This window comes from Blastococcus sp. URHD0036 (assembly GCF_000701365.1).
Lineage (GTDB): Bacteria > Actinomycetota > Actinomycetes > Mycobacteriales > Geodermatophilaceae > Trujillonella.
On record NZ_JNIK01000004.1, the window covers coordinates 106362 to 133149 of the forward strand.

Below are 26788 nucleotides of genomic sequence, written 5' to 3' on the forward strand. Positions count from 1 at the left end.
CCGGTTCGTCGGGTTCCGGTTCGATTTCGGCTGCGCTGACCTGCGGTTTTGCGGCCACAGGTCACGATCGGGTCACGCGGCGCCCCACGCGTTCGCGGTGCGTGGCGTGGCGTCGGGTGTCCCTGGCCGCGTGGTCCGGTCTCTCCGACGCCCGGACCTCCGGGCCAGCGAGCCCGGCGCGACCGGGCCCACCTCGGGGAGTTCCCGTGCAACTCGCAGCACCGTCCCGGCGCGCTCTCGGCCTCGCGGCCGTCGGAGCGATCGCCACGTCCACCACGCTCCTCTCGCTCGGTGGTGTCGCCCAGGCGATCACCATGGGGGCGGTCGAGACCACGACCCCGACGTTCGGCGTCTCCTACGACTACGACGGCGGCACCGACACCTGGACGGTCCCGGCCGGCTACTGCGCCGTCGACTGGCACCTCGAGGGCGCCCAGGGCGGCGCGGGCAGCGGTGTCGGTGAGGACGGCGGCCTGGGCGGGTCGCTGGACATCACGACCTACATCGACGACACCACGGTGGCCACGACGTTCACGATGGCGCCCGGCCAGGCCGGGAGCGACGCCTCCTCGGACGGGCTCACCGGCGGTGCCGGCGGCCTGAACCACCTCGCCGCCGACGTCGACGGCGACTATGACGGTGGCGACGGCTGGTCCGACGACGACACCATCGCCGGTGGTGGCGGCGGGGCCGCCTCGACCGTGACCGGGTCCGACGACTCCGAGCTCATCGCCTTCGGTGGCAACGGTGGCGGCGACGCGGACTACTACGGCTACGGCGCCTGGAACGACTCCAACTACGTGTATGCGACCACCAGCGAGCCGCAGACCGACGGAGTCGCCGACGGTGGCGACGGTTTCATCTCCGCGACGGCCTACCTCTGCGCGCCGGCCGAGCCCACCCTCGACTGGCTGGAGGGTGACGACGGCAAGCTGATCGTGCACTTCTCCGAGGGCGAGTTCGGCGACGCCCCGACCACGGGCTACCAGTACACCCTCGACAACGGCACCACCTGGACGACCCTGACCACGTCCACCGTGGACGGCGAGGTGGTCGGCACGATCTCCGGACGGACCAACGGCACCACGTACACGGTCGCGATCCGCTCGATCGCCGCGAACGGCGCCCACAGCGAGGCGACCGACCCCGAGACGGCCATGGCCTACAAGCGGATCGGCGTGCCCCCGAACGTCGTCGCCACCGCAGGGCCGTCGTCCATCGTCATCACGTGGGACGCCCCCACCACGGCCGGCACCTACCCGCTGGCCGGGTACATCGTCGGCGGCAGCGCCCGCGAGATCAACGGCCCCAACGGCGCCGACGGCATCGCCTGCGAGACGGCGGCCGACGTGCGCCGCTGCGTCGTCACCGCGGAGCCCGGCTGGAGCTACAGCTTCAGCGTCACGTCCGTCGACACCGAGGACAACCCGGGCTTCGGCTCGGCGATGGTCACCGTCTCCGACGTCCAGCGCTCCTCGGTCCCGGCCACCGTCCCCACCAAGGACGGCGACCTGGTCCGCCCCGCCGGCCAGTCCGGCTCGGTCGCGCCGGGTTCCACCGTCCGGGTCACCGGCGGCGGGTACCTCCCGGGTTCGACCGTCACGCTGATCGCGTACTCGACCCCGCAGGTGCTGACCACGACCGTCGCTGACGGCAGCGGCAACATCGACGTCACGGTGACCGTCCCGGCCGGTCTGGCCGCGGGCAACCACACGCTGGTCGCCGCGGGTGTCGACGCGCAGGGCAACACGCACTACCTGACCCTGCCGATCACCGTCACCGGTGGCACCACCGGCTCGGGCGGGCTGGCCTACACCGGCGCGGACATCGCCGTGCCGGCCATCGGTGGCCTCGCCGCGCTGGCGATCGGCGGTGGGTTCGTGCTCGCCGGCCGTCGCAAGCGCACCGCCGAGTAACACCCCGCACCACCGCACAGCGGCCGTCGTCCCTCCCCGGGACGGCGGCCGCTGTCGCGTTCCCGGAGTGCCAGAGGTCAGCGGGCGCTCCAGGAACCGCCGTCCAGCCGCAGGGTGTTGCCGCTCAGGTAGGCCGCGTCGTCGCCGGCGAGGAAGGCCACGGCGCGGCCGATGTCCTCCTCCGGCCGGCCGATCCGCCCCAGCGGGATGCCGGCGCGGTAGCGCTCGCGTTGCTCGGCGGTCAGGTCCCGCTCCATCGACGGGGAGTCGACGATCGGCACGACGGTGTTGGTCCGGATGCCGTCGGGGCCCCACTCCGCCGCAGCCGCCTTCCCGATCGTCTCGATGGCCGCCTTCACCGCCGCGTAGACGCCGTAGTGCGCCGGCCGGCGCAGCGCGCCGCTGGCGAAGTTGACGATCGAGCCGCCGCCGGCCGCCTTCAGGTGCGGGTGGCAGGCGCGCATGAGCGCGAGCGTCGCCACCGGGCCGGATGCCCACAGCTCCGCGACGTCCTCGTCGGTGACGTCGAGCAGGTCGGCGGCGCGCATCTCCGGGGACTGCGCGGCGTTGACCAGCACGTCCAGCCGGCCGAACGCGGCCACGGCGGAGTCGACGGCCGCGCGCCGGTCCGCCGGATCGGTGACGTCGGCGGGAGCGGCGAGGGCCGTGCCACCGGTCGCCCCGATCTCGGCGACCACGGCCTCGAGCTTCCCCGGATTCCGGCCGACGCAGACGACCGCGGCTCCCTCGGCGGCCAGTGCCAGGGCGCAGCCCCGCCCGCCGCCCTGCCCGGCGCCGGTCACCAGCGCCACCCGGCCGGTCAGCCGGCCGACTCGTCCGCCCACGATGCCTCCCTCGCCGCACCGACCTGATGCGATGCTGCAGGTCAATCATTACCAGTGGAGGCGGCCATGGACGGGCTCGACGGCAAGGTGGTGGTCGTCGCGGGCGGCGGCGGGGGGACCGGCCGGGCCACGGCCCGCCTGCTCGGCGCCTCCGGCGCCCGGGTCGTGGTCGGCGACATCGACGCCGACCGTGCCGAGGAGGTCGCGACGGCGATCCGGGCGGACGGCGGCGAGGCGGTGGCGCAGACCTTCGACATGGGCGACCCGGCGAGCACCAGCGACCTGATCGGGGCCGCGGTCGAGCGGTTCGGCCGGCTGGACGGTCTGCACAACGTGGCCGGCAACCCGTCGGCGCACCGGCACGACGGCGACGTCGTCTCCACCCCGGACGAGACCTGGGACCTCCAGCTGCGCTCCCACCTGCTCGCCTACGCCGCGGCCTGCCGGACGGCGATCCCGCTGATGCTCGACGGCGGGGGCGGGTCGATCGTCAACACGTCGTCCAACGCCGCCCGCGGCGCCGGCACGACGCGCATCGCGTACCAGGCGGCCAAGGCCGGCGTGGAGACGCTGACCCGGCACGTGGCCGCCACCTGGGGGAAGCGCGGCGTCCGCTGCAACGCCCTGAGCTACGGGGTGGTGCTCACCGACAACGCGCGGGCGCAGTTGTCGCCGGAGTTCTTCGCCGCGGCGCTCGCCCAGACGTGGAGCCCGCGGCTGGGGGAGCCCGACGATGTCGCCGGCATCGCCGCGCTGCTCCTCTCCGACGCGGGCGCCTGGATCAACGGTCAGGTCATCGACGTCAACGGCGGGATGCTGCTGACCGGGTGAGCGCCACCCGCGGTCGCCCGCGCCGCCCGGGCGCTAGCCTCGACCCCGCCAGGAGGGCTCGCCTAGTGGCCGATGGCGGCGGTCTTGAAAACCGCTAAGAGGTAATCCCTCTTCGTGGGTTCGAATCCCACGCCCTCCGCCGAACCGCCGCCGAGGAGGCAGCACCCCCATGACCGAGGACCTCACCCTGTCCGCGCCCGCCAACCTGCGCGACCTCGGCGGCATCCCCGCCGAGGGCGGCGTCGTCCGCCGCGGGGTGGCGATCCGCGCCGACGACCTGTCGCTGACCCCGCGGGAGGACGCCGAGGCGCTCGTCGCCGAGGGGCTGGGCGCGGTGATCGACCTGCGCTCCCCCGGCGAGGTCCGCAACACCGGCCGCGGCGTCTTCGGCGAGCTGCCGGTGGCCTACCACCACCTCCCGCTGATGCCCGGCCTGCGCCCGACCACCGGACCCGGCGCCGGGGTGGACCCGCGCGAGCCGGCCGGGATGGGCGGCATGTACGCGGACCTGTTCTCGACCGCCGCGGGACAGATCGTGACGGCGCTGGCGGTGCTCGCCGTGACGCCCGGCGCGACGGCGTTCCACTGCTCGGCGGGCAAGGACCGCACCGGCGTCCTGGCGGCGGCGTTCCTGCTGGCCCTCGGCGCCGAGGACGACGACGTCGTCGCCGACTACGCGGTCACCGGGACGAACATCGAGGCCGTCGGACGGCGGCTGCAGCCCCTGATGGGCGCGATCCTCGCCTCGCACGGCGTCGACCGGAACGCCTTCACCCGGTCCGCGATCGGGCAGGACTTCTCCGGGGCCGCGATGGAGACCGCCCTGGCCACCCTGCGCGAGCGGCACGGGGACCCCCTGCGCCCGCTCCGCGACGCCGGGCTCAGCGCCGAGCTCGTCGCGATGCTGCGCCGGCGGGCGGTCCAGCCGGCGGGCTGACCGGCGGGAGCTCCTCGCCCGGCCCGGGCAGGCGGTACCGCCACCACTCCGCCGTCTGGGCGATCCAGAAGACGGCGAACAGGGCGATCAGCGAGGCCTCGAGCCAGAACAGCGTCAGGACGTCGGTCAGCACGAGCAGCCCCTCGACGACGCCGACCCCGACCATCGCGAGGGCGATGGCCGGGTAGCGCTGCCGCGGCGAGAGCCCGACCCGCAGCGCCGTCCGGCCGCGTTCCAGCAGTCCGGCCTCCGGCGCCGGCCGGTGCTCGGCGACGCGCAGGGCGTTGGAGACCGCCACCGCGACGATGCAGAGGAACAGCCCGACGGCCGCCACCCAGTGGGCGCGGTCGATGAAGCCCTGGCGGAAGAAGGCGAAGCTGACCAGGCCGAACAGGTACAGCAGCCAGGCCGCGCCGTAGCCGAGCCGGTACGTGCGGGACCGCTCGGCCCACGGCTTGCCGGCGAGGACGAAGGCGACGACCAGCCCCAGGCCGCCGACCGCGAGCAGCGCCCAGACGTTGTTCGCGATGTTCGCCTCGGCGGTCTGCTCGAGGGCGCCCACGCTCGGGCAGTCGATCCCGTCGACGTAGCCGCCGGCCGCCCGGCAGGCGGCGACCGCCTCCTCGTGGTCCACGCCACGGGACGTCGGGACGAGCGCCACGACCGTGGCCAGCATCCCGCCGAGGTTGAGCAGGACGTCCTCGGTGCGCGTCGTGCCCTGCAGGGCGAGCATGCAGACGCCGAAGGAGAACAGCGAGGCGACGAAGACCGCCTGCGCCGGCGTGTAGTAGTAGGCGCTGATCGAGGTCAGGATCTCGCCGTCCGCGGCGATCTGCCGGCCGACCGCCGCCGCCAGCAGCGCGAGGACGCCGACCATCGACACGCGGACGTAGGTGTAGCTCTTCGCCAGCACCGCGTCGGTGCCGATCGGTGCTGCCACGTCGTCCCCCCACCGAACGGTCCCGCCGACCGTAACGCCCGCGGACGCGACCGAGCTCCCTTCCGGCCGCGGCCGGAGGGGAGCTCGGTCGAGAGCTGCGGTCAGCCGAGCAGCTTGGCCTTCTGCGCCGCGAACTCCTCCTCGGTGAGGATCCCGGCGTCGCGGAGCTCACCGAGCCGGCGCAGCTGCTCGATCGGGTCGGGCGCCGGTGCCGCCGCGGGCGCCGCGGGCTGCGGTGCGCCGGGGAACTGCGGCGGCGTCACGTGGTGCACGTACTGCGACTGCCGCTCCACGGTCTTCCGGTGCCGGGCGTCGCTCACCAGCGGGGCCAGGAAGTCGTACACCTGCTGGGGGCTCTCGATGTTGTCGAGGACCACCTGACCGCTGGTCCGTCCGGGCTCGGGGACGGCGTTCAGGTCGAAGGTCGACTGCTGGACGCCGTAGGCCGGGTCGTCCAGGCCGAGCACGAGGTCGCCGACGTCCTTGCCGCGCTGCCAGACGGCCTGTCGGATGTCCATGTCCCGGATCGCCCACAGCGGCACGCTCTCGGTGCGGGTGCCGAGGAGCCCGCTCTCGATCCAGACGCGGTCGGCGGTGATCCGGTAGCGCGCCTTCGCCACCCCGGCCGCGCCGGTGGCACCGCCCTTGCTCTCCCCGGCCCAGAGCGTGGTGGGGTCGTTGGCCCACTGCTCGGTCCGCTTCGCCGACTGCTCGGCGAGCTTCGCCTTGCCCTGCTCGGCGACCGCCTTCCCCTGGTCGGCGACCTGCTTGAGCCGGTCCTTCCAGCTGGGCTTGGCCGCCGCGGGCGCGCTCGACGGGGGTGCCGCGAACCCGGCGTCGTTCGAGCCGTAGTAGAGGACGTTCGTGTCCCCGGGCGCCGGCGGTGGCGGTGGCGGGGCCTCGCCGGGCAGGGGCAGCTCCCGGGTGGGCACGTCGACGCCCGTGGTGCCCTGGTCCGAGACGTGCTCGGTCCAGGCCGTGCCGTTCCAGTAGCGCAGCTCGTGCGTCCCGCTCGGATCGGGCAGCCAGTTCGCGTCGACCATCGATGTCCCTCCGGCGTCGCAGGGACCGTCCCGGCGACCGCGACACCATGCCAGCGCCCCCGTCCGCACCGGAACACCTCCGACCGCGGCGCTGCCCTCCCTCTGGGGGGTGAGGCGAACTCCTGCGGCGACCTCACCGCGCCGATCCCTCCGGTGTGAGGTTGCCGTCCACGTTCCGGGCCCGAGACGCACGGAGCACCGTGCGTTCCGCCGTCCTGATCGTCGGCGTGTGCGCCGTCGTGCTCGTGGTGTTCACGGTCTTCGGGCCGAACTCCGTCAGCCCGACGTCGCGCACGACGTCGTGGGTCGGGGCGGTCATCCTCTTCGTCGCGGCCGGCGCCTGCCTGCTGGCCCGCCCGGACACCCTCGACCGGCGCGGCGCCTTCCTCGGCATCGGGATCGGCGGGGCCCTGCTGGTCTGCGTGATGAACGTCCTCACCCGCGACCCCTCGGCCGCCGCGCAGGCGTTCCTGGCGTTCCCCGTGCTGTGGGCGGCCACCCACCTCCGGCGCGGGGCCGTCGCCCTGATCACCGGCGTCGCGCTGCTGGGCGACGCCGCGAGCCTGCTGGCGATCCTGCCCGCCGCGGACGCCCTCATCGACGTCGTCTTCTTCGGGGCGGTGCTCGTGGTGACGGCCGCGATGCTCGACCGCGCCGCCGTCGTCCAGGACCGCCTGGTCCAGGCGCTGCAGCAGCAGGCCACCGTCGACTCCCTCACCGGCCTGCTCAACCGCCGGGTGTTCGAGGAGGCTCTGGCCCACGCGCTGGACCGGGCACCGCACCCCGACGGCACCGCGCTGGTGCTCCTCGACGTCGACTCGTTCAAGCAGATCAACGACCGCCACGGGCACCCCGTGGGTGACGACGCGCTCGTCCACCTGGCCGGGCTGGTCCGCCGGCACGTCCGCGCCGGCGACGCGGTGCTGAGCCGGCTGGGCGGCGACGAGCTCGCCGTCCTGCTGCCCGGCTGCACGCCGGAGGTCGCCGCCCAGCGGGCCGACGAGCTGCTGCAGTCGGTGCGCTCCACCCCGCTGGCGCTGCCGGGCGGCGGGCTCCTGGCGCTGTCGGTCAGCGTGGGTGTCGCGCACGCGCCGGAGCACGCGCAGGGGATGCGGGACCTGTACGCGGCCGCCGACGCCGCCCTCTACTCGGCCAAGCGCGGCGGTCGCGACCGCGTCGAGGTCGCGCCCTAGCCCGTCACCGCAGGTGGCGGACGGCGGCGGCGAGCGTCCGCGCGCCGAGCCGCCCGTCGGCCAGGCCGAGCGCCACGACGTCGTCGAACACCCGCTGGTCGGCGGCCGCGCCCCGGACGGCCGCGTCCATCAGCAGCGGCCACCGGGACAGCTGCGAGGCCGCGGACGTCGACCGCAGGTGGGCGCCCAGCCGTCGCCGCAGCGCCCGCCGGTAGACCCGCCCGGCCTCGGCACCCGCGCCGGCCGCGCTCCCGGCCAGCGCCCCCGACAGGACGGCGTAGAAGATCCCCTCCCCGGTCAGCGGGTTGATCAGCGAGGCCGCGTCGCCGGCGAGCAGCACCCGGCCGTCGGGCTGGCGCGGCCGGCCGGTCGACAGCGGCAGCCGGTGGGCGCGCAGCCCCTCCGGTTCCACGCCGGGCAGCAGCCGGTGCAGACCCGCGACCAGCGCCTCCCGGCTCGCCCCGCCGGAGACCAGCTCGCCGTACCCGACGTTGGCCCGCCCGTCGCCCAGCGGGAACGACCACGCGTAGGCCGGCCAGCGCAGCTCCGTCGTCACCAGCACCTGGGTGCCCGGGCGCACCGGCGGCTCGGGGGCGTAGCCGCGGATGGCCACGGCGATCCGGTCGTCGCGGGTACGGGGGAGGTCCAGCGCCCGGCGGACGACGGACTCCGCGCCGTCCGCCCCGACGAGGACCGAGGCCCGGAGGGTCCCGTCGACGACCACGCCGTCGTCGTCCACCTCGAGCGACCGGACCCGGTGCCGGCGGAACTCCGCGCCCGCCGCCTGCGCCGCCGCCAGGATGCGGGCGTCGAGCACCTCCCGCGGCACCACGTGCGAGGGCCGGTGCGTGTCCCGCTCGACGACGGCGCCGCGCGGCGCCCGCAGCGACAGCCGCGGCACCGCCGGGTAGCCGGCGACCAGCTGGTGCGGATCGGCGCCGAGGACGGCCAGGACGTCGAGCGCCTCCGGGGCGATGCCGTCGCCGCAGACCTTGTCGCGGGGGAAGTCGGCCCGGTCGAGCACGAGCACCGAGGCGCCGGACCGCCGCGCGGCCAGGGCGGCCGCGGCGCCCGCGGGGCCACCGCCGACCACGACGACGTCCCAGCTCTCCACCGCGCGAACGCTAGTTCAGGGCTGCTGGGCGAGCAGGGCGCGCCAGCTGTCCCGGTCGTGCGCGGCCGGCTCGGTGGTGCGCAGGAAGTCGGTGACCACCCGGCAGAACCGGTCGGGGTCGTCGATGTGCGGCCAGTGGCCGGCGCCCTCGAAGACCTCCACCCGCGCGGTCGGGACCAGCGTCCGCACGATGTCGGCGTGGCTGATCGGCACGATCGGGTCGCGGCTGCCCCAGACGACCAGCATCGGGATCGCGTTCGCCAGGTACAGCCGGTCCACCGCGGTCACCGCCTGGCCGCGGGCGTCGACGACGCTGCGCAGGGTGCGCAGGAAGGCCCGTCGCGCCTCGACGTCGCGCAGCGCCAGCAGCGCCTCCCCGGCCTCGGCCAGGTCGCGGGCCTGCTTCCAGCCGACGAGGCGGCCGACGCCCTCCACCGCCTTGAACCCCGCCCGCAGGACGCCGGAGACGCCGGCCAGACCGGTGAGCACCAGCTCGGCGCCCGGCAGGGTGGCCGCGCGCAGGCCGGCGGTGAGCTCGGGCCCGAGGCCGCCGCTGCCGACCAGCACGATCCGCTGGCAGCGCTCGGGGAACTGGTAGGCGAACTGCAGCGCGATCCCGCCGCCGAGGGAGTGGCCGACCACGGTGACCTGCTCGACGTCGAGCACCGAGAGCAGGTCGCGCATCCCGTTGGCGTAGCCGGCGATCGAGTAGTCGGCCCGCGGCTTGTCGGAGTTCCCGTGCCCGAGGAGGTCCGGCGCGATCACGGTGTGGTGCTCCGCGAGTGGCCCGATCACGCTCGCCCAGGTCTGCGCGTTGTTGCCGATGCCGTGCACGAGGAGCAGGGCCGGGCCGCTGCCGGCGCGCAGGAACGCCCGCCGGTGGCCGTGCACCACCCGCGTCTCCTGCACCACCCCGGCCGTCATGGGGCCCAGTGGAACACCGTTCCTTTGCGCGCGGGTTACGCGGCTCTCGTGCGGGATGGCGGTTCTGCACCGTGCAGAACCGCCATCCCGCACGGGGAGGGTCAGGGCGGGGTGGCGGTCCACTTGCGGGGCGGGTGCTCGTAGCCCTCGACGAACGCCAGCAGCCCGGCGGCGTCGGTCACCACACCGAGGGCGTCGAGCCGGCGGCGGTCGAGGTAGCCGTCGTCGGCCATGCGGCGCAGCTGGGTGAGCAGCGGCTGCCAGAACCCGTCGACGTCGACCAGGACCGTGGGCTTGGCGTGCAGGCCGAGCATCCCCCAGGTCCACGCCTCGAACAGCTCCTCGAGGGTGCCCGCCGCGCCGGGCAGGGCGACGAAGGCGTCGGAGAGCTCGGCCATCCGGGCCTTGCGCTCGTGCATCGAGGAGACGACGTCGAGCCGGGGCAGCCCGCGATGGGCCACCTCGTCGTCCACCAGGTGCTGCGGGATGACGCCCACGACCTCGCCGCCGGCGGCCAGCGCCGCGTCGGCGACGACGCCCATCAGTCCGACGTTCCCCCCGCCGTACACGATGCCCACGCCGGCGCGGGCGAGGTCGGTGGCCAGCGCCGCGGCGGCGGCGCGGTGGGACTCCGGGCCGCTCTGCGAGCCGGTGAAGACGGCGACGCGCACCTCAGCGGGCCAGCACGTCGTCGACGAACCCGTTGACCTGCTCGGTGACCACCCGGGGGAAGGTCTCGAAGGCGGCGGCCTTCTCCGGAGAGGCGTCGTAGGCGGCCACGGCGGCGGTGAACGCGGCCTCGTCGCCGTCGTGCGCGACCGCCCAGGTGAAGGTGTCGAGCGCGGAGTCGGCGTAGGCGAACACCACGCGGAACCCGAACTGCTCGCGGACGGGGAGGACCGTCGGGAACCAGGCGAGGAAGTCGGCCATCCGGCCCGGCTCGAGGCGGTAGCGGCGCAGCTGCACGGTGGTCACCGGTCGATCCTGCCAGCGCCGTCCGTGGGGTTCACTGGGGCGGTGTTCTCCCCGACCGACGGCTGGACCACCTGCGACCTCGGCCACCGGCACTGGGGACGCGCGGGTGCCGCCGGGCTGCTGCTGCACCGCGCCGGCGAGGACGGGCCGGAGCTGCTCCTCCAGCACCGCGCCGAGTGGTCGCACCACGGCGGCACGTGGGGCACGCCCGGCGGCGCGCTGCACCTGGACGAAGGGCCGTCGGAGGGCGCGCTGCGGGAGGTGCGCGAGGAGCTCGGGCTGACCGCCGACGACGTCGTCCTGGGGGAGTGCTCCGTCGACGACCACGGGGGCTGGGCGTACACGACGGTGCTGGCGACGCCGGCCCGGCCGATCGACCCCGCCGGGCTGCGGCTGGACGGCGAGAGCACCGCGGTGGGCTGGATCCCGCTGACCGGCCTGGACCGGGTGCCGCTGCACCCCGGCCTGGCCGCCTCCCTGCCCCGCCTCCTACCGCTGCTCTAGGGGCGGAGGAGATCCAGGGGCGTCACGCCGACGATTCTCCTCCGCGGACCGGGGCGACGAGGGCGCGGTGGTCCCCGACGTCGACGGCGATCGCCCGGCCCGGCCCGGCGGGCTCGGCCCCGAGCGCCACGAGGTGGTCCAGCTGCAGCCGCGGATCGGCGCCCGGGAACGTCGCCGCCCGCACCAGGGGGACGCCGCCCAGCACCCGCGCCGGCAGCGCCCCCGGCAGGTTCAGGTCGCCGGCCAGCACGACCGGCCCGGGCAGCGCGGAGATCCAGCGGCGGAGCGCCCGCAGCTGACGCAGCGCCGTCGGCGGCGAGAAGGACAGGTGGGTGCCCACGACGGTGAGCCCCTCCAGGCGGGCGGCGACGGCGACGCGCGGCTCGTCGGGCACCCACCACCAGCGGAGTCGTCCGGAGCGGGGGTCCGGCGCCTTGACCGGCAGCCGGGCGCGGCCGCCGCCCAGTGGGAGGACCGACCACTCCAGCACCGGCCGGCGGCTGACCAGGGCGATGCCGTACCGCGGTCCGGGGAGCTCCGCGCCGGGGCCGCGGGCGACCGGCGGGTCCTCCGGCGACCAGGAGCGGACCGGACCGGGGGTGCCGGCCACGGTGGCGACGAACCGCCACCCGGTCGATCCGAGGGCCGCGGCCACGACCGCAGCCTGGTCGGTGCTCCCGGAGCGCGGCTGCCCGGCGTCCACCTCCTGCACGGCGAGCACGTCGACGTCGAGCGAGGCGACCGAGGCGGCGATCCGCTCCGCCGTCAGGACGGCTCCCGTGGGGCCCCGGCCGGAGGCCAGGTTGAGCGTGCCGACCTGCAGTACCGCGCCGTCGGTCACCCGACCGACGGTACGGGACACGAATCGGGGAAACGTGGTGTGTGACACCTCCGGACACGGGTAAGGGCCTGCGCGTGAGCACCCGTCACCGCGCGCCCGAAGCCACCGGTCGCCCTTCGTCCGGCCGTCCGGCAGCTCCTCGTGCGGCCGTCTGGGCCCGCACCCCCGCGGCGGACCGCCGTACCTGGCGGGTCCTCATGACGGCCGCCGTGGCCGGGCTGGTGGCGGCGCCCGTGCTCGCCACCGCGGGTTCGGGCGGGGCCGAGGCGTCCGCGAGCTCCGCCGACGGGGCCGGCGGCGGAGGTGGTGCCGGGGCCGTCGCCGGGGGACCGGACACGTCGGCGCCGGAGGACTTCGGCCGGCTCTCCCCCCTCTTCGGGGCCCCTGGGCTCGACGGCTGGCCGTTCACCACCACCGCCGCCGCCAGCGGTGGGTACTCCGCCGCGCGGGTCTCGGGCATCGGCGTCGCCGGGAGCCGGTTGCAGGGCTTCCTCGTGACGGTCGACTCCCCGCAGGCGGGCGGTGCCGCGGGCGCCCTCCCCGGCGCACCGCTCCCGGCCGCCGACGCCGGCGGTGCCGCCGCCGGTGGCGCTCCCGTTGCCGGCGGTGGCCCGGCTCCCGGAACTCCGACCGCGCAGCCCCCCGCCACGGGCAGCACGCCCGTCGTCCCCGTCCCCGGAACGCCGGGCACCTCCGCGCCTGCTCCCGCGCCCGCGCTCCCGCCGGTCGTGTCCGGCCCGGTCGGCGGGGTCGTCCAGGGCACGGGTGAGGTGGTCGGCGGCGTGACCGGCGGTGTCGGCTCCGTCGTCGGCGGTGTGACCGGCGGCGATCCGGTCGGCGGGGTCGTCCAGGGCACGGGCGAGGTCGTCGGCGGCGTGACCGGCGGTGTCGGCACGGTCGTGGGCGGCGTCACCAGCGGGGTCGGCGGGCTGCTCGGCGGGTGACCGGCCCCCGGAACCGGCCGCGGGCCGGCGCGGCAGCGGCACTAGCGTGCCGGTCATGAGCGCGCGCGACGACGTCTCGGAGATCTTCGACCCGACGGCGTGGCGGCCGGTCGAGGACTTCGAGTTCGCCGACATCACCTACCACCGGGCCGTCGAGGCCGGCGTCGTCCGCATCGCCTTCGACCGGCCCGAGGTGCGCAACGCCTTCCGGCCGCAGACCGTCGACGAACTGCTCACGGCCCTCGAGCACGCCCGGCTGTCCACCGACGTCGGGTGCGTGCTGCTCACCGGCAACGGTCCGAGCCCCAAGGACGCCGGCTGGGCGTTCTGCTCCGGCGGCGACCAGCGGGTACGCGGCCGGTACGGCTACGAGCACGCCGCGGGCAGCTCCGGGCGGCTGCACATCCTGGAGGCGCAGCGGCTGATCCGCTTCATGCCCAAGGTCGTCATCTGCGTCGTCCCCGGCTGGGCGGCCGGCGGCGGGCACAGCCTGCACGTCGTCAGCGACCTCACCCTGGCCAGCGCCGAGCACGCCCGGTTCAAGCAGACCGACGCCGACGTCGGCAGCTTCGACGGCGGCTTCGGCTCGGCCTACCTGGCCCGCCAGGTCGGGCAGAAGTTCGCCCGCGAGATCTTCTTCCTCGGCGACGAGTACTCCGCCGCGGACGCCGTCGCGATGGGCATGGTCAACCGGGCGGTGCCGCACGCCGAGCTCGAGGCGACCGCGCTGGACTGGGGCAAGCGGATCGTGGCCAAGAGCCCGACCGCGCAGCGGATGCTCAAGTACTCGTTCAACCTGATCGACGACGGCCTGGTGGGCCAGCAGCTCTTCGCCGGGGAGACGACCCGGCTGGCGTACATGGCCGAGGAAGCCGTGGAGGGCCGGGACGCCTTCCTGGAGAAGCGGGACCCTGACTTCTCCCGGTTCCCCTGGCACGTCTGACCGCCGAAGTGGCCGCTTCGGCGGGGGAGTGAGGAGGACGACGCCGTGATCGTCGAGGTGGTCGGGGGCGCGGACCAGCGCCCGGAGGTGCGGGTCGTCGAGGTCGAGGAGCTGAGCCGGGTGGTCCTGGCCCTCGGCGAGGTCACCGACGCGGAGGCCGACGAGGCCCTGCAGGCGGCCGGTCTGGGCCGGCTCGAGGGCGCCGACACCGCGCTGCTCGAGGTGGCGGCGTTGCGCGCCGCGGCCGGCGCCCCCGCCGGGGAGTGGGTGCAGCGGTGGGAGGAGCTCGTGGCGCGGGACGCTCCCGACGGGGGCAGGCTCCGGGTCAGGGTGGAGGGCGCAGCCGGGGCGTGATCGCGCCCACACCCGCGTGGAGGTCCTCTGTCCTTGTGGTCGGTCCACCGAACGGCCAGGATGTCGCGGTGCGCACGACCAGGGACGGGAGCGCGGTGTGAGCGGGACGCCCGGCAGACCACTGAGTGCCGAACTGTCCGAGCAGCTGCTCGCAGTCGCGGTCGACATCCTGGCCGAGGAGGGCTGGGGCCGGCTCAACAGCGACCGCGTCGCCGCCCGCGCCCACGCCGGCAAGGCCGGCATCTACCGCCGCTGGCCCACGATGTCGGCACTGGCCCGGCACGCGGTGAGCCGCTTCCGGCTGGTCGACCGGCCGGAGGACACCGGAACGCTCCGCGGTGACGTCTCCGCCCTGGTCGACCGACTGCGCCGCCCGCTGTCCCACGAGGAGTGCGCCGTCGCGAGCCTGGTGGGCGCCGCGCGGCACGACGACGAACTGCGCGCCGGTCTCGACGCCGCCCTGGTGCGGCCGCTGGCGCTCGCCGTCTCCTCCGTCGGCGACTGCGCGACCGCCCGGGACGAGCCGATCCCCGAGGCCCGGCTGGCGCTGCTGCGCTCGGTGATCGAGGCCTTCTACTGGCAGCGCTACACCGCCGCCGGAGACGGGTCCCTCAGCGACGAGCGGCTCGAGCGGCTGGTGGACGACGTCCTGATGCCGCTGATCGCCCCCGAGCGGGAGTCCGCCGCGGTCTGAGCCCGCTCAGTCCCGCCCGTTGAGGGTCTCGCTGCTCGCCAGCGCCGACTCCAGCCCGAGCAGGACCCGCTCCACCAGCTGGGCCGCCTCGCGTGCCCGGGCGGGTGCCTCCGCGGCTGATGGCAGCGGCTGCCGGTACTCGTCGGCGACGGCCCGCGCGGTCGAGGTCCACGTGGCCGAGGTCAGCCCCGCCGCGCGGCGGAACTCCTCCGGCTTGCGGTCGAGCAGCTCGGCCCACGCCTCGGCGAGGGCCGTCTGCAGCATCCGCCGCGAGGTCTCGGCGAGCTCGCGCTCGTGCACCCGGAGCGCCGGGGTGACCGCGACCGTCGCGACCATCCCGCGGTGTCCCGGCTCGGCCAGCCGCGCGATGTGGTCGCCCACGATCTCGATCAGCGAGCGGCGCAGCGCCTGCTCGGGGGACTCGTCGGCGGCACGCCCGCTGACCGCCTCCGCGGGAGCCGCGACCCACTCGGCGCGGTCGGCGAAGAACAGCTCCTCCTTGGTGGAGAAGTGGTTGAACACCGTCTGCACGGCGACGTCGGCGGTCGAGGCGATGTCGGCGATGGTCACCGCGTCGAAGCCCCGCTCGGCGAACAGGCCCTGGGCGGTCGAGAGGACCAGGGCCCGAGTCGCTGCCTTCTTCCGCGCCCGCCGGTCGCCCCCGTCACTCATCGCTCAAACCCTAACCACCGAGAGTCATCGCTCGCGACTCAGGACCGGGCTGCCCGGCTCCAGTCCTCGGCGACCGTGCGTGCCCAGGTGTCCACGAGCGCCTCCAGCCCGACGACGTCGAGGTCGGCGGCGACGTCCGCGGTCGTCATCTGCCAGACGGTCGGGCGGTGCGGCGCGGGATCGGGGTTCGGGTCGTCGTCCAGCCGCCGCACGAGCGTGTCGACGACGGCGTGCACCGCGGCCGGGTCGTCGGGGTCGGGGTGCTGCGCGGCGTAGGCGGTGTCGGCCAGTGCCACGGTGGCTGCGGCGCGGGCGTCGCCGGCCGCCTCCTCCCGCAGACCCCGGGTGGTCTCCTCGAACAGCCGGCGGCAGGCCGCCGCGGCGCCGTCCGCCCCGCTGCGGCCCGTCGGTGGTGCGAGCACCGCCCCGCACCCGGGGCAGGCGGCGGGCTCCGCCGCGGTGGTGGCGGGAGGAGTGGCGGGACGCGGTGCGGACACGGCGTCCATCGTCCTCCACCCCGGGGCCTCCCGCCGGTCGCGCCCGCGCGGGACCCGGTGCGCGGCCGGCCGCGCCGTCCGGGGAAGCTGAGGGGACGTCGTCGCAGGTGAGGAAGGAGCCCGTACCCGGTGCGGACCACAGGAGCGGTGCTGTTCGAGCCCGAGACCGACTACCGGGTCGTCGACCTCGAGGTGGTCGACCCGGGTCCGGGCGAGGTCCTGGTCGAGATGGCGTTCGCCGGCCTGTGCCACTCCGACGAGCACATGCGGCACGCCAACCCCGGCGGCGCGTACCCGATCGTCGGGGGGCACGAGGGCTCGGCCGTCGTCCTCGCCGTCGGACCGGGCGTGACCCGGGTGGCCCCTGGCGACCACGTCGTCACCAGCTTCCTGCCCGCGTGCGGGCACTGCCGCTACTGCGCGACCGGCCGGTCCAGCATCTGCGACGCCGGCGCGACGATCGCGACCGGCCGACTGCCCACCGGCACGATGCCGTTCCGGCTGGACGACGGCCGGGAGCTCGGGGGCTTCTGCATGGTGGGGGCCTTCGCCCGGCACACCGTGCTGCACGAGTTCTCCTGCGTGCGCATCGATCCACAGGCGCCGCTGGACACCGCGGCGCTGCTGGCGTGCAGCGTGCCGACCGGGTGGGGATCGTCGGTCTACGCCGGCGACGTGCAGCCGGGCGACACCGTCGTCGTGATGGGCCTCGGCGGGGTCGGCGTGAACGCCGTCCAGGGGGCCGCGCACGCCGGCGCGCTGCACGTGATCGGCGTCGACCCGGTGGAGATGAAGCGCTCGTTCGCCGAGACCGTCGGGGCCACGCACACCGTCGCCGACGCCGCGGCGGCCGCCGGCCTCGCCCGCGAGCTCTCCCGGGGCACCGGCGCCGACGTCGTCGTGGTGACGGTCGGGAAGATGTCGGCCGAGGTGCACGCCGGGGCCAGCCGCTGCCTGGGCAAGGGCGGCACGCTCGTGCTGACCGCGCTGGCCGACCGCCCGGGCGACGGCATGGCGACCCTCAACGGGCAGCTGACCACGGTGTTCGAGCACCGCGTGCAGGGGACGCTCTTCGGGCACTGCAACCCGTTCTCCGACATCCCGCGGTTGCTGCGGCTGCACGAGGAGGGCCGGCTCGAGCTCGACCGGCTGATCACGCGGCGGTACGCGCTGGACGAGCTGACGCAGGGCTTCCGCGACCAGGCGGCCGGGGAGACGGTGCGCGGCCTGCTCGTCCACCAGGCATAGGAAGCTCTCCCCACGCCTCCGGGACCGCGGACGTGGGGAGAGCTTCCTATGCCTCGGGTCCTCGGGGGAGTTGTGGGGTTGCGCGGCGTCGGGGCGGGGCAGTGGTGCGACCGTGGCTGCATCCGCGATCGCCGTCCTCGACGTCGACGGCACTCTCGTCGACACCAACTACCAGCACGCCCTGGCCTGGTACCGGGCGTTCCGGTCGATGGGCGAGACCTTCCCGATCTGGCGTATCCACCGGCTGATCGGCATGGGCGGTGACCAGCTGGTGGCGGCCATCGGCGGCGACGAGCTGGAGGAGCGGATCGGCGACGAGCTGCGCGAGCGGTGGGTCGAGGAGGCCGATCCGCTGATGAAGGAGGTCGCGGTGCTGCCCGGCGCCCGCGAGCTGCTGCTGGCGCTCAAGGAGCGCGGTCACCGGGTGGTGCTGGCCAGCTCCGGCAAGCCGCACCACGTGGACCTCTCCCTCGACCTGCTCGACGCCCGCGACGTCGCCGACGCCTGGACCACCAGCGACGACGTCGAGGAGACCAAGCCCGCGCCGGACCTGCTGCAGGTGGCGCTGCAGAAGCTCGGCGCCCCGGAGGACGCGGCGGCGGTCCTCGTCGGCGACTCGGTCTGGGACGTCGAGGCGGCGAAGCGGGCCGGGATGCCGGCGGTCGTGGTGCGCTCGGGCGGCTTCGGCGACGACGAGCTGCGCGACGCCGGCGCCGTGGCGATCTTCGACACCCCGGGCGACCTCGCGGCCGCACTGGACGACACCCCGCTGGCCTAGGAGCGTCGCCCTCAGCCGGAGGCGGCCTGGCGGGCCCGGTACTCCGAGATGCTCAGCATCGGCGGACGCTCGTCGACCGCGACCGGGCTGCTGTAGGGCACGAAGACGTCGCCGTCGCGGCGGAACTGGGTGAGCAGCCCGCTGACCGCCCGGCCGTGCCCGGCCCGGGCCAGGATCGACGAGAGGACCTGCCCGGCCATCCGGCTCAGCGCGTCCTGGGTCTGCGAGGTGTGCCGGCGCACGCCGAGGTCCACCTGGGCCAGGCCGGGGAGCCCGATCAGCTCCAGCAGGTCGAGCAGCAGGCCGACCTCGACGCCGTAGCCGGAGGAGAACGGCACCTGTTCGAGGAACTCGCGGCGGCCGGCGTACTCCCCGGCCAGCGGCTGGACGACGCCGGCGAGCTCGGGCCACCAGGCGTTGAGCAGCGGCCGCGCGGTCAGCTCGGTGACCCGACCGCCCCCGGCCGGGCTGGTCACGCCGTCGGCGGACAGCGGCCGGGTGTAGCAGCCCTTGACGTAGCCGACGGCGGGGTCGGTGAGCAGCGGGCCGAGGAGTGCCGGCACGTAGTGCGAGACGTCGCCGAGCAGGTCGGCGTCGTGGAAGACGACGAGGTCGCCGGTGGTCGCGGCCAGCGACTTCCACAGCGCCTCGCCCTTGCCGGGGCGGGAGCCGTGGGCCGGCAGCACCTCGGCGGTGGTCACGACGTCCGCGCCGGCGGCCCGGGCGAGCTCCGCGGTGCGGTCGGTGGAGTCGGAGTCGACGACGACGAGCTCGTCGACCAGTGGCACCCGGCGCACCCAGAGCTCGACGATGTCGGTGACCAGCCGCCCGACCGTGGCCTCCTCGTCGCGGGCAGGGAGGACGACGCTGACCCGGTGCCCGCCGCGCCGCTTGGCGCGCAGCAGGGCCGCGGCGTCGATCTCGGCCGGCCCGGTGGCGGACGTCGTCCGCGACTCGAACCAGGCGCGCGCGTCGGGTCTCACCGGTCCACTGTCGGTGCTGGCCGGGCGTCCCGCCAGGGCCCGTCCAGGGGATTCACCTGCCGGTCACCGGACGTCCCCTCGCCCCGGACCCGTGCCAGCTCCCGCGCGGTGACGCTGTCGGGGCCGATCACGGCGCCCTCCCCGGTGGGCTCCGGGTGGCCGAGGTCGGTCAGCCAGCCGCGGAGCACCCGGTGCAGCTGCTCGGCGCCGACGACCTCGCCGGGCGGGGCGAACGAGCGGGGGTGGACCAGGAAACCGCGCTGCTGCGGCCCGCCGAGACCGCCGTGCGACCCCACGTGCGGCTCGAACGGCGAGGCCTCGTCGGTGGCGGGGTCGTAGGCGCTGTTGACCACGACGTCGGGGCAGTGCGGGAACGCCGACACCCGCGCGACCAGCCGGGGCGCGTGCTCGCCGTAGGGTGCCAGCGGGTCGCTGCCGAGCACCTCGCCCGTGGCCAGCCGGTGGATGCCGTCGCGGCCGAGCACGACCGGGCCGTGTTCGGTGGACTGCACGAGCAGGAAGCCGATGCCCGCGTGGTCGACCAGGCCGGGGAGCAGGTGCGGCCAGTGCTGCTCGATCTCCTCCAGGGGCACCCGGCCGGGCAGGTCGGCGAACGAGATCGACGCGGTGTGGCCCGAGACCGTGGCCACCACGCCGGGAGCGACCCGGGCCACGTCACCGGGGCGGCCCTCGGGCAGCTCGTGGTCGTGGGCGTCGCTGCCGGCCTGCACCCGGGCGCGCAGCCGGCGGGCGACCGGGCCGGCGCCCTCGCCGAGCGCGGCGCCGATCTGCCAGCCGCCGTCGGCCGGGTGCCGGCTGCTCCGCGACCCGGTGCGCACCGCCCCCGGATCGGCGCCGCAGAGCCGTCCGACCAGCGCCTCGACGGTCTCGCCGAAGCGCTCCTCGAACGCCTCGCCCTGGGTGAGGCCGTGGTCGGAGAGGCAGACCAGGTGGTACTCCCGCGGGGCGAGCGCGGCGGCGCGGTGCAGCCGGCCGATCTGCTGGTCGATGGTGCGCAGGACGGCGAGGGTGTCGGCGCGCTCCAGCCCGGCGTGGTGCCCGGCCTCGTCGTAGCCGAGGAAGTCCGCGTAGGCCACCGGCCGGCCGGCCAGCATGTCCTCCAGCAGCGCGAAGACGACGACGTCCCGGCTGATCACCGTGGTGCCCGGCCGCAGGAGCGGCCAGAGCCCCCCGCGGGACACCCGCGGTCGGACGTCGTCGCGGCGCTCCCGGGCGGCCGCAGCGAGTTCGCGGCCGATGTCGACGGCCGACACCGCGAGGGTGCGCAGCGCGTTCACCGGGTTGGCGAAGTAGGCGTAGTAGCCCGAGCCCACGCGGTCGAGCGTGCGGGTGCGGCGGCTGCCGGCGGGGACGATGTGCGCCAGCGAGCTCATCGTGAGGCTGACGTGGGGGGCGTCGCCGGTGAACAGGTTGCCCCGGCCCGCGCCGTCGCCGGCCAGCAGCCCGCGCCCGTCGGACAGCCGGCGCTCCACCATCGCGGCGTCCTCCGGGTGGGAGACCCGCACCACCCGGTCGCGGTCCTTCTCGTACCAGCGGAAGCCGAAGACTCCGTGGTTGCTGCCGTGCAGGATGCCGCTGACGGCGGCCCCGGTCTGCGAGCTCCAGTCGGTGTGCCAGGAGGTCATGGTGTGGCTGCCCGCGCGCAGCCAGCGGGCGACGTTGGGCATGGACCCGTCGCGGACGGCGCGGCGGGCGGTCTCGGAGGAGAGCGCGTCGATCTGCAGGAAGATCACGCCGGGCGGTCGCGCGCCGGAGTCCCCGGCGCGGCGGGCCCGGCGGCGGGCGCGGCGGAAGAACAGCTCGTCGTCGTCGATGGCCAGCACGCTGCTCACCACGCCGGAGACGGCGGCCATGACGACGGCGACGAGCACGCCGGTCCGCACGTCCTCGACGACGACGCCGGGCACGAGGAACGACACCCCGAGCACGGCCACCCCGAGGAGCAGGAAGCTGCCCAGGCCGAGGGTGAGGAAGGCCAGCGGCAGGGCGACCCGCATGACCAGCGGCCACACGACGGCGGTGAGCAGGCCGAGCAGCAGGGCGACCAGCGGCGGTTGCCACCACGAGCCCAGGTCGAGGCGGTCCGACCGCTCGTCGAGCAGGTGCAGGGCGATGGTCGCGGCCAGCCAGGTCACCAGCACGCGGGCGGGGGCGCGGCCACGCTGGAGGACGCGGCCGTGCTGGGCGGGGCGGGTCATGCCGGTCCGGAGTGCTCGCGGGACCCGCAGGGCGCCGGCTCGGGACCGGTCTCGGGCTCGCGCGCGGCGGGCGTCGGGAGGACGGGCGCTGGATCGTGGTCCCGGCGCGCCCGCCGGCGGGCGGCGCCGGCCAGGTTGAGCAGCGCGCTGACGAGGAGCACCAGCAGCGTGGCGATGAGGGTGGCGATCAGCGGGCTGTCGAAGACCCCACCGCTGACCACGCCCAGGGCGGCGTAGGCGGTGGCCCACAGCAGCGCGGCGAGCATGCTGGCCGGGACCAGCCGCCGCCAGGGGTAGGCCAGCGCGCCCGCGGCCAGCAGCACCGGGATGCGCCCGGCCGGCAGCAACCGGCCGACGACGATGATCTGCCAGCCGTGCCGGCGGAACTGGTCGCGGACCTCGGCGATCCGGTCGGCGTGCTGCCCGCGCGACACCCAGGCGACGGCGGAGGGGCCGCCGGACCGGCAGACGGCGAAGGTGACGAGATCGCCCGTCCAGGCGGCGACGGTGGCCAGCAGCACGACGAGGACGAGGTCCATCTGGTCGGAGGTCGTCGCCAGCGCGGCCGCGGCGCCGACCACCGCGCCGGTGGGCACCACGGGGACGATCGAGCCCAGCAGCACGCCGCCGAACACCACCGGGTAGCCGAGCCCGGAGGCGTCGGTCCAGCTCGACGCGAGCGCGCTCATGCGCGGTCCCCGGTGGGGAGCAGGACGGCGGCACCGGGCTCGGTGAGCGCGACCCGGGTGTCGAGGCCACGGGCGGCGACGGCGTCGGCGAACCGGCGCGGCGGCTCGGTGAGCAGCCGGCGCATCCGCGAGCGCAGCGGCGGGACGACGGTGCTGCCGGGCAGGGCGAGGGTGCCCCAGTGCACCGGGACGACGACCCGTGGCCGCACCCGGGCGACCGTCTCGGCGGCGCGGACGGGGTCGAGGTGACCGGGCCCGAGCGTGGGACCCCAGCCCCAGACCGGGAGCAGCGCCACGTCGATGCCGCCGTCGCCCAGGCCGTGCATGCCGTCGAACAGGTCGGTGTCGCCGCTGGCGTAGACGCGGTGCCCGGCGCCCTCGAGCAGGTGCCCGACGGCCGGGGCCTCGGGGCCGTGGGTGAGCCGCGGGCCCCAGCGGTGGCTGCTGTGCTCGGCCGGGACGGCGGTCACGCGGAGCTCGCCGTCGGTCAGCGACTCCCCGGGGGCCAGCTCGTCGACGCGGCGGAACCCCCGGGCGCGCAGCCACGCGCCCGCACCACGCGGCGCGACGATCCGCACCGACGGGCCGAGCATCCGCAGCGAGGGGACGTGCAGGTGGTCACCGTGCTGGTGGCTGAGCACCACCAGGTCGACGCCGGCCCAGGTGGCCGGATCCGGCAGCGCGGCCACCCGCCGCAGCCCGCCGACGCGGGGGGTGAGCACCGGGTCGGTGAGCACGGTGCGACCGGCCAGCTCGACGCGGACGGTCGAGTGGCCCAGGAAGTGCAGCACCGGGGCGGTCACGGCTCCAGTGTCCTCCGCCCTGCTGACGGGATCATCGGGGTTTCCCCTGGTTCACCCCCTGGGGGTGGCTCGGCCCGACTGTGCGCCTGAGCGGTCGATCACGCTGTCCAGGACCCAGCTGAGTGCGACGCCGATGGCGGCGCCGAGCGCGTTCGTGACCACGTCGCGGAGCGTGGCGTCGCGGCCCGGAGCCGCCCACTGCCAGAGTTCCACGGTCAGGGACGCGCCGGTGCACAGCACCCAGGCCAGCCACGGCCGGACGGCGGGGAACGACCGGCACAGCAGGAACGCCAGCGGGACGAACAGCAGGACGTTGGCCCCCGCCTCGACCAGCGAGCTGGAGGCGGCGCCGTCGGTGAGCTCGGTGACGGCGCGGAGCCCGCCGTTGAACAGCCGGTCCGGCCGGGGGCCGAGGGTGATGGCGGCAGCGGCCAGCACGTACAGCGCCAGGGCGAAGCGCGCCGCCCGGACCATGGGGAGAACGCTAACCGGTTCCAGCTCCCCCGAGCGGGTGAGTCCGCGCGGTGGCAGCATCGACGGGGTGAAGACCTGGCTCGACGCCTGGCCGGTGTTCCGGCAGCTCACCGGCAACGACCCGCTGGGCCGCGGCACGGCCGCGCGCAGCAAGGCGACCGAGCAGGTGGTCAGCCGGACGGCCACCGCCGACCACGTCGCGAAGAGCGTCTGCCCGTTCTGCGCCGTCGGCTGCGCGCAGAAGGTGTACGTCGAGGACGGCCGGATCACCCAGATCGAGGGCGATCCGGACTCGCCGGTCAACCGCGGCCGGCTGTGTCCCAAGGGTGCGGCCAGCAAGCAACTGGTGACCAGCCCGACGCGCGTGACGAAGGTCCGCTACCGCCGTCCGTACGGGACGGAGTGGGAGGACCTCGAGCTCGACACGGCGATGGAGATGATCGCCGACCGCGTGCTGGAGGCCCGGCGGAAGGGCTGGCAGGAGGAGGACGGTCCGCCCGGGAACCGGCACCGGGTGAACCGGACGATGGGGATAGCAAGCCTCGGAGGGGCGACCCTCGACAACGAGGAGAACTACCTCATGAAGAAGCTGTACAGCGCCATGGGCGCGATCCAGATCGAGAACCAGGCGCGCATATAGCACTCCTCCACGGTGCCCGGTCTGGGTGCCTCGTTCGGTCGTGGCGGTGCCACGAACTTCCTGGAGGACCTGTCGAACTCCGACTGCATCGTCATCGAGGGTTCGAACATGGCCGAGTGCCACCCGGTCGGCTTCCAGTGGGTGATGGAGGCCAAGGCGCGCGGCGCGAAGATCGTGCACATCGACCCGCGGTTCACCCGGACCAGCGCCGTCGCCGACCTGCACGTGCCGCTGCGGGTGGGCACCGACATCGCGTTCCTCGGCGGGCTGATCCGGTACGTGCTGGAGAACGACCTCTACTTCCGCGAGTACGTCGTCGCCTACACCAACGCCTCGGCGCTGGTGGGTGAGGACTTCGTCGACACCGAGGAGCTCGACGGCCTGTTCTCCGGCTTCGACCCGGAGACCAACCACTACGACGAGGCCAGCTGGCAGTACGAGCCGGAGGAGCCGCCGCACTCGGGCTCCGACGACCCGGCCGAGGCCGCCGAGCAGGAGCGCTCCGAGCAGCACCCCGACGTCAAGGAGTCCGACCGCGCGCAGGCCGCCGGCAGCGGCGGGCCGCCGATCCCGGCCAAGCCCAAGCGGGACGAGACGCTCGAGCACCCGCGGACGGTCTTCCAGGTCCTCAAGCGGCACTTCGCCCGGTACACCCCGGAGATGGTCGCCGAGGTGTGCGGCATCGAGCCGGCGGTGTTCGAGCAGGTCGCGAAGTGGGTCACCGAGAACAGCAACCGCGAGCGGACGACGGCGTGGGTGTACTCGGTGGGCTGGACGCAGCACAGCGTCGGCGCGCAGTACATCCGCACCGCGTCGATTCTGCAGACCCTGCTGGGCAACATCGGCCGTCCCGGTGGCGGGATCATGGCGCTGCGCGGGCACGCGAGCATCCAGGGCTCGACCGACGTCCCGACGCTGTTCAACCTGCTGCCGGGCTACCTGCCGATGCCGCACGCGATGCAGCACCAGACGCTGGACGAGTACTGCGCCGACGCGGCCGGCAAGGCCGGGTTCTGGGGCAACAAGCGGGCGTACACGGTCAGCCTGCTCAAGGCCTGGTTCGGCGACGCCGCTCAGCCGGAGAACGACTTCCGGTTCGACTGGATCCCGAAGATCAACGGCGACCACAGTTCCTACCGGACGATCGCCGACATGATCCAGGGGAAGGTGTCGGGCTACTTCCTCGTCGGCGAGAACCCCACGGTCGGGCACCCCAACGGCCGGATGAACCGCTTCGGCCTGGCCAACCTGGACTGGCTCGTCGTCCGCGACCTGCAGATGATCGAGTCGGCGACCTTCTGGAACGAGTCGCCGGAGATCGAGACCGGGGAGCTCGCGCCGGAGACGATCGGCACGGAGGTCTTCTTCCTGCCCGCCGCCTCGCACGTCGAGAAGGAGGGCACCTTCACCCAGACCCAGCGGATGCTGCAGTGGCGGGAGAAGGCGGTCGAGCCGCCGGGCGACGCCCGCAGCGATCTCTGGTTCTACTTCCACCTCGGCCGGATCCTGCGCTCCCGGCTCGAGGGCTCCACCGACCCGCGCGACCAGGCGCTGCTGCACCTGACGTGGGACTACCCGGTGCACGGGGAGACCCAGGACCCCGACGCCTCGGCCGTGCTGCGCGAGATCAACGGCACCGGCCCGGACGGCCGCGCGCTGTCGACGTACATCGACATGAAGGACGACGGCTCGACCACCGGCGGCTGCTGGATCTACACCGGCGTCTACGCCGACGAGGTGAACCAGGCGGCCCGCCGGAAGCCGGCCCGCGAGCAGGGCGCGGTGGCCTCGGAGTGGGGCTGGGTCTGGCCGCTGAACCGCCGGATCCTCTACAACCGCGCCTCCGCCGACCCCGACGGGAACCCGTGGAGCGAGCGGAAGAAGTACGTCTACTGGGACGAAGCCGCCGGCGAGTGGACCGGCCCCGACGTCCCGGACTTCGAGGAGACCAAGCGGCCGGACTATGTGCCGCCGGAGGGCGCCAAGGCGCAGGACGCGCTGGCCGGCAACGACCCGTTCGTCATGCAGGGCGACGGCAAGGCCTGGCTGTACGCGCCGGCCGGGCTGGTCGACGGTCCGCTGCCGACGCACTACGAGCCGGTGGAGTCCGTCGCCGAGAACGCCTTCTACAAGCAGCAGGCGAGCCCGACGATCGAGCGGATCGAGGGCCCGTGGAACCGGGAGAACCCCTCGATGAGCGAGGTCTTCCCGTTCCAGGTGACCACCTACCGGCTCACCGAGCACCACACCGCCGGCGGGATGAGCCGCACGCTGCCCTACCTGTCGGAGCTCCAGCCGGAGTTCTTCGTCGAGGTGTCACCGGAGCTCGCCGCGTTGCGCGGGCTGACCCACGGGGACTACGCGACGCTGGTCAGCACGCGGACGGCGATCGAGGCGAAGGTGCTGGTCACCGAGCGGGTGCGGCCGATCCGGCTGCGCGGCGGGCAGGTCGTGCACCAGATCGGGATGCCCTACCACTGGTCCTACAGCGGCATCTCGACCGGCGACTCGGCCAACGACCTGCTGGGCATCGCGCTCGACGCGAACACCCACATCCAGGAGGACAAGGTCAGCACCTGCGACATCGTGGCCGGCCGCCGTCCGCGCGGTTCGGAGATGCTGGAGTTCGTGGAGTCCTACCGGCGGCGGGCCGGGGTGGCCTCGGGCCGGGTCGGCGTCAACGGCCGGGCGCCGGTCGAGGGCTCGACCGGCCACGCGGAGACCGGCTCGTGAGGCCGGCCCCGGCGGCTCCCGGCACAGGTGCTCGGAGCGTTGTCGTGCTCTGCC

General features: G+C 75.0%; 26 protein-coding genes, 1 tRNA gene and 1 pseudogene. 13 read left to right on the plus strand and 15 right to left on the minus strand.

Features of this window, described 5'->3' with window-relative positions:
• Positions 1-206 precede the first annotated feature (206 nt).
• A complete protein-coding gene (locus tag N555_RS0104195) occupies positions 207-1916 on the plus strand; it encodes a fibronectin type III domain-containing protein (RefSeq protein WP_029430251.1) in 1710 nt (569 codons plus the stop codon).
• A gap of 77 nt (positions 1917-1993) precedes the next feature.
• Here N555_RS0104195 and N555_RS0104200 read toward each other — a convergent pair whose 3' ends face one another.
• Positions 1994-2761 (minus strand): SDR family NAD(P)-dependent oxidoreductase, encoded by a 768-nt coding sequence (locus N555_RS0104200; RefSeq protein ID WP_029430252.1) that lies wholly within the window; start codon positions 2759-2761, stop codon positions 1994-1996.
• 66 nt (positions 2762-2827) lie between these two features.
• Here N555_RS0104200 and N555_RS0104205 point away from each other — a divergent pair, with 66 nt between their 5' ends.
• The 3 genes from N555_RS0104205 (at position 2828) to N555_RS0104215 (ending at position 4529) form a co-directional block, all read left to right on the plus strand.
• Positions 2828-3592 carry an SDR family NAD(P)-dependent oxidoreductase gene (locus tag N555_RS0104205; protein WP_029430253.1) on the plus strand — a complete coding sequence of 255 codons (765 nt, stop codon included), beginning with the start codon at positions 2828-2830 and terminating at the stop codon, positions 3590-3592.
• Between the two features lie 51 nt (positions 3593-3643).
• A tRNA-Ser gene (locus tag N555_RS0104210) sits at positions 3644-3731 on the plus strand.
• Positions 3732-3761: 30 nt separating this feature from the next.
• Positions 3762-4529 (plus strand): tyrosine-protein phosphatase, encoded by a 768-nt coding sequence (locus N555_RS0104215; RefSeq protein WP_029430254.1) that lies wholly within the window; start codon positions 3762-3764, stop codon positions 4527-4529.
• On the opposite strand, the gene N555_RS0104220 is transcribed toward N555_RS0104215, so the two are convergent.
• Together N555_RS0104220 and N555_RS27770 are read right to left on the minus strand one after the other, a co-directional pair.
• Entirely contained in the window at positions 4474-5469 is a 996-nt protein-coding gene (locus tag N555_RS0104220; protein WP_029430255.1) for a hypothetical protein, read from the minus strand. The two genes, N555_RS0104215 and N555_RS0104220, sit on opposite strands and share 56 nt — an antisense overlap.
• Positions 5470-5570: 101 nt before the next feature.
• Entirely contained in the window at positions 5571-6512 is a 942-nt protein-coding gene (locus N555_RS27770; protein ID WP_034508742.1) for a PH domain-containing protein, read from the minus strand.
• 200 nt (positions 6513-6712) lie between these two features.
• Here N555_RS27770 and N555_RS29050 point away from each other — a divergent pair, with 200 nt between their 5' ends.
• Complete coding sequence (locus tag N555_RS29050) at positions 6713-7705, plus strand: GGDEF domain-containing protein (protein ID WP_304412903.1); 993 nt, start codon at positions 6713-6715, stop codon at positions 7703-7705.
• Between the two features lie 4 nt (positions 7706-7709).
• Here the strand turns inward: N555_RS29050 and N555_RS0104235 are convergent, their stop codons facing one another.
• The 4 genes from N555_RS0104235 to N555_RS0104250 form a co-directional block, all read right to left on the minus strand.
• Positions 7710-8819 carry an NAD(P)/FAD-dependent oxidoreductase gene (locus N555_RS0104235; RefSeq protein ID WP_029430258.1) on the minus strand — a complete coding sequence of 370 codons (1110 nt, stop codon included), beginning with the start codon at positions 8817-8819 and terminating at the stop codon, positions 7710-7712.
• Between the two features lie 15 nt (positions 8820-8834).
• Positions 8835-9743, minus strand: coding sequence for an alpha/beta fold hydrolase (locus N555_RS0104240; protein WP_029430259.1), 909 nt, complete (start codon positions 9741-9743; stop codon positions 8835-8837).
• Between the two features lie 101 nt (positions 9744-9844).
• A complete protein-coding gene (locus tag N555_RS0104245) occupies positions 9845-10414 on the minus strand; it encodes an LOG family protein (protein ID WP_029430260.1) in 570 nt (189 codons plus the stop codon).
• 1 nt (position 10415) lies between these two features.
• Positions 10416-10718: an NIPSNAP family protein gene (locus N555_RS0104250; protein WP_051683722.1), complete on the minus strand. Its 303-nt coding sequence runs from the start codon at positions 10716-10718 to the stop codon at positions 10416-10418.
• Positions 10719-10742: 24 nt separating this feature from the next.
• On the opposite strand from N555_RS0104250, the gene N555_RS0104255 reads away from it, so the two are divergent.
• Positions 10743-11222: an NUDIX domain-containing protein gene (locus tag N555_RS0104255; protein ID WP_034508744.1), complete on the plus strand. Its 480-nt coding sequence runs from the start codon at positions 10743-10745 to the stop codon at positions 11220-11222.
• Between the two features lie 22 nt (positions 11223-11244).
• Here N555_RS0104255 and N555_RS0104260 read toward each other — a convergent pair whose 3' ends face one another.
• Entirely contained in the window at positions 11245-12063 is an 819-nt protein-coding gene (locus N555_RS0104260; RefSeq protein ID WP_231502588.1) for an endonuclease/exonuclease/phosphatase family protein, read from the minus strand.
• Between the two features lie 197 nt (positions 12064-12260).
• Here N555_RS0104260 and N555_RS27775 point away from each other — a divergent pair, with 197 nt between their 5' ends.
• From N555_RS27775 to N555_RS0104280, 4 genes are all read left to right on the plus strand, one after another.
• Positions 12261-13007: a hypothetical protein gene (locus tag N555_RS27775; RefSeq protein ID WP_029430264.1), complete on the plus strand. Its 747-nt coding sequence runs from the start codon at positions 12261-12263 to the stop codon at positions 13005-13007.
• 55 nt (positions 13008-13062) lie between these two features.
• Positions 13063-13950, plus strand: coding sequence for a 1,4-dihydroxy-2-naphthoyl-CoA synthase (locus N555_RS0104270; RefSeq protein ID WP_029430265.1), 888 nt, complete (start codon positions 13063-13065; stop codon positions 13948-13950).
• Between the two features lie 45 nt (positions 13951-13995).
• Positions 13996-14304 (plus strand): hypothetical protein, encoded by a 309-nt coding sequence (locus N555_RS0104275; RefSeq protein WP_029430266.1) that lies wholly within the window; start codon positions 13996-13998, stop codon positions 14302-14304.
• A gap of 97 nt (positions 14305-14401) precedes the next feature.
• The gene (locus N555_RS0104280; protein ID WP_029430267.1) at positions 14402-14998 is read left to right on the plus strand and encodes a TetR-like C-terminal domain-containing protein; all 597 of its coding nucleotides are present in this window, start codon (positions 14402-14404) and stop codon (positions 14996-14998) included.
• A 6-nt stretch (positions 14999-15004) separates the two neighbouring features.
• On the opposite strand, the gene N555_RS26585 is transcribed toward N555_RS0104280, so the two are convergent.
• Both N555_RS26585 and N555_RS0104290 read right to left on the minus strand, forming a co-directional pair.
• Entirely contained in the window at positions 15005-15670 is a 666-nt protein-coding gene (locus N555_RS26585; RefSeq protein ID WP_051683723.1) for a TetR/AcrR family transcriptional regulator, read from the minus strand.
• A 38-nt stretch (positions 15671-15708) separates the two neighbouring features.
• Positions 15709-16167, minus strand: coding sequence for a DUF5946 family protein (locus tag N555_RS0104290; protein ID WP_156036159.1), 459 nt, complete (start codon positions 16165-16167; stop codon positions 15709-15711).
• A 129-nt stretch (positions 16168-16296) separates the two neighbouring features.
• Between N555_RS0104290 and N555_RS0104295 the strand changes: the two genes are divergently transcribed.
• Together N555_RS0104295 and N555_RS0104300 are read left to right on the plus strand one after the other, a co-directional pair.
• Complete coding sequence (locus N555_RS0104295) at positions 16297-17415, plus strand: NDMA-dependent alcohol dehydrogenase (RefSeq protein ID WP_029430270.1); 1119 nt, start codon at positions 16297-16299, stop codon at positions 17413-17415.
• A gap of 112 nt (positions 17416-17527) precedes the next feature.
• Positions 17528-18193, plus strand: coding sequence for an HAD family hydrolase (locus N555_RS0104300; protein WP_029430271.1), 666 nt, complete (start codon positions 17528-17530; stop codon positions 18191-18193).
• 11 nt (positions 18194-18204) lie between these two features.
• Here N555_RS0104300 and N555_RS0104305 read toward each other — a convergent pair whose 3' ends face one another.
• The 5 genes from N555_RS0104305 to N555_RS26590 are packed head-to-tail and all read right to left on the minus strand — an operon-like array spanning position 18205 to position 23361.
• On the minus strand, positions 18205-19176 hold the full coding sequence (locus N555_RS0104305) for a glucosyl-3-phosphoglycerate synthase (protein WP_029430272.1): 972 nt from the start codon (positions 19174-19176) through the stop codon (positions 18205-18207).
• Positions 19173-21395, minus strand: coding sequence for a phage holin family protein (locus N555_RS0104310; protein ID WP_081865975.1), 2223 nt, complete (start codon positions 21393-21395; stop codon positions 19173-19175). The genes N555_RS0104305 and N555_RS0104310 overlap by 4 nt, the downstream gene beginning before the upstream one ends.
• Positions 21392-22084, minus strand: coding sequence for a DedA family protein (locus tag N555_RS0104315; RefSeq protein WP_051683724.1), 693 nt, complete (start codon positions 22082-22084; stop codon positions 21392-21394). Before N555_RS0104315 ends, N555_RS0104310 begins: the two co-directional genes overlap by 4 nt.
• Positions 22081-22887: an MBL fold metallo-hydrolase gene (locus tag N555_RS0104320; RefSeq protein ID WP_029430275.1), complete on the minus strand. Its 807-nt coding sequence runs from the start codon at positions 22885-22887 to the stop codon at positions 22081-22083. Before N555_RS0104320 ends, N555_RS0104315 begins: the two co-directional genes overlap by 4 nt.
• Before the next feature lie 51 nt (positions 22888-22938).
• The gene (locus N555_RS26590) at positions 22939-23361 is read right to left on the minus strand and encodes a VanZ family protein (protein ID WP_051683725.1); all 423 of its coding nucleotides are present in this window, start codon (positions 23359-23361) and stop codon (positions 22939-22941) included.
• Between the two features lie 58 nt (positions 23362-23419).
• Between N555_RS26590 and fdh the strand changes: the two are divergent.
• Positions 23420-26734 (plus strand): annotated as a pseudogene (gene fdh, locus N555_RS0104335) (formate dehydrogenase).
• The last annotated feature ends 54 nt before the right edge of the window (positions 26735-26788 follow it).

Bases quoted from the DNA above. Each gene is read 5' to 3' on its own strand.
- N555_RS0104310 (WP_081865975.1), bottom strand. From the start codon at position 21,395: ATGACCCGCCCCGCCCAGCACGGCCGCGTCCTCCAGCGTGGCCGCGCC.
- N555_RS0104240 (WP_029430259.1), bottom strand. From the start codon at position 9,743: ATGACGGCCGGGGTGGTGCAGGAGACGCGGGTGGTGCACGGCCACCGG.
- N555_RS0104205 (WP_029430253.1), top strand. From the start codon at position 2,828: ATGGACGGGCTCGACGGCAAGGTGGTGGTCGTCGCGGGCGGCGGCGGG.
- N555_RS26590 (WP_051683725.1), bottom strand. From the start codon at position 23,361: ATGGTCCGGGCGGCGCGCTTCGCCCTGGCGCTGTACGTGCTGGCCGCT.
- N555_RS26585 (WP_051683723.1), bottom strand. From the start codon at position 15,670: ATGAGTGACGGGGGCGACCGGCGGGCGCGGAAGAAGGCAGCGACTCGG.
- N555_RS27775 (WP_029430264.1), top strand. From the start codon at position 12,261: ATGACGGCCGCCGTGGCCGGGCTGGTGGCGGCGCCCGTGCTCGCCACC.
- N555_RS0104270 (WP_029430265.1), top strand. From the start codon at position 13,063: ATGAGCGCGCGCGACGACGTCTCGGAGATCTTCGACCCGACGGCGTGG.
- N555_RS0104215 (WP_029430254.1), top strand. From the start codon at position 3,762: ATGACCGAGGACCTCACCCTGTCCGCGCCCGCCAACCTGCGCGACCTC.
- N555_RS0104315 (WP_051683724.1), bottom strand. From the start codon at position 22,084: ATGAGCGCGCTCGCGTCGAGCTGGACCGACGCCTCCGGGCTCGGCTAC.
- N555_RS27770 (WP_034508742.1), bottom strand. From the start codon at position 6,512: ATGGTCGACGCGAACTGGCTGCCCGATCCGAGCGGGACGCACGAGCTG.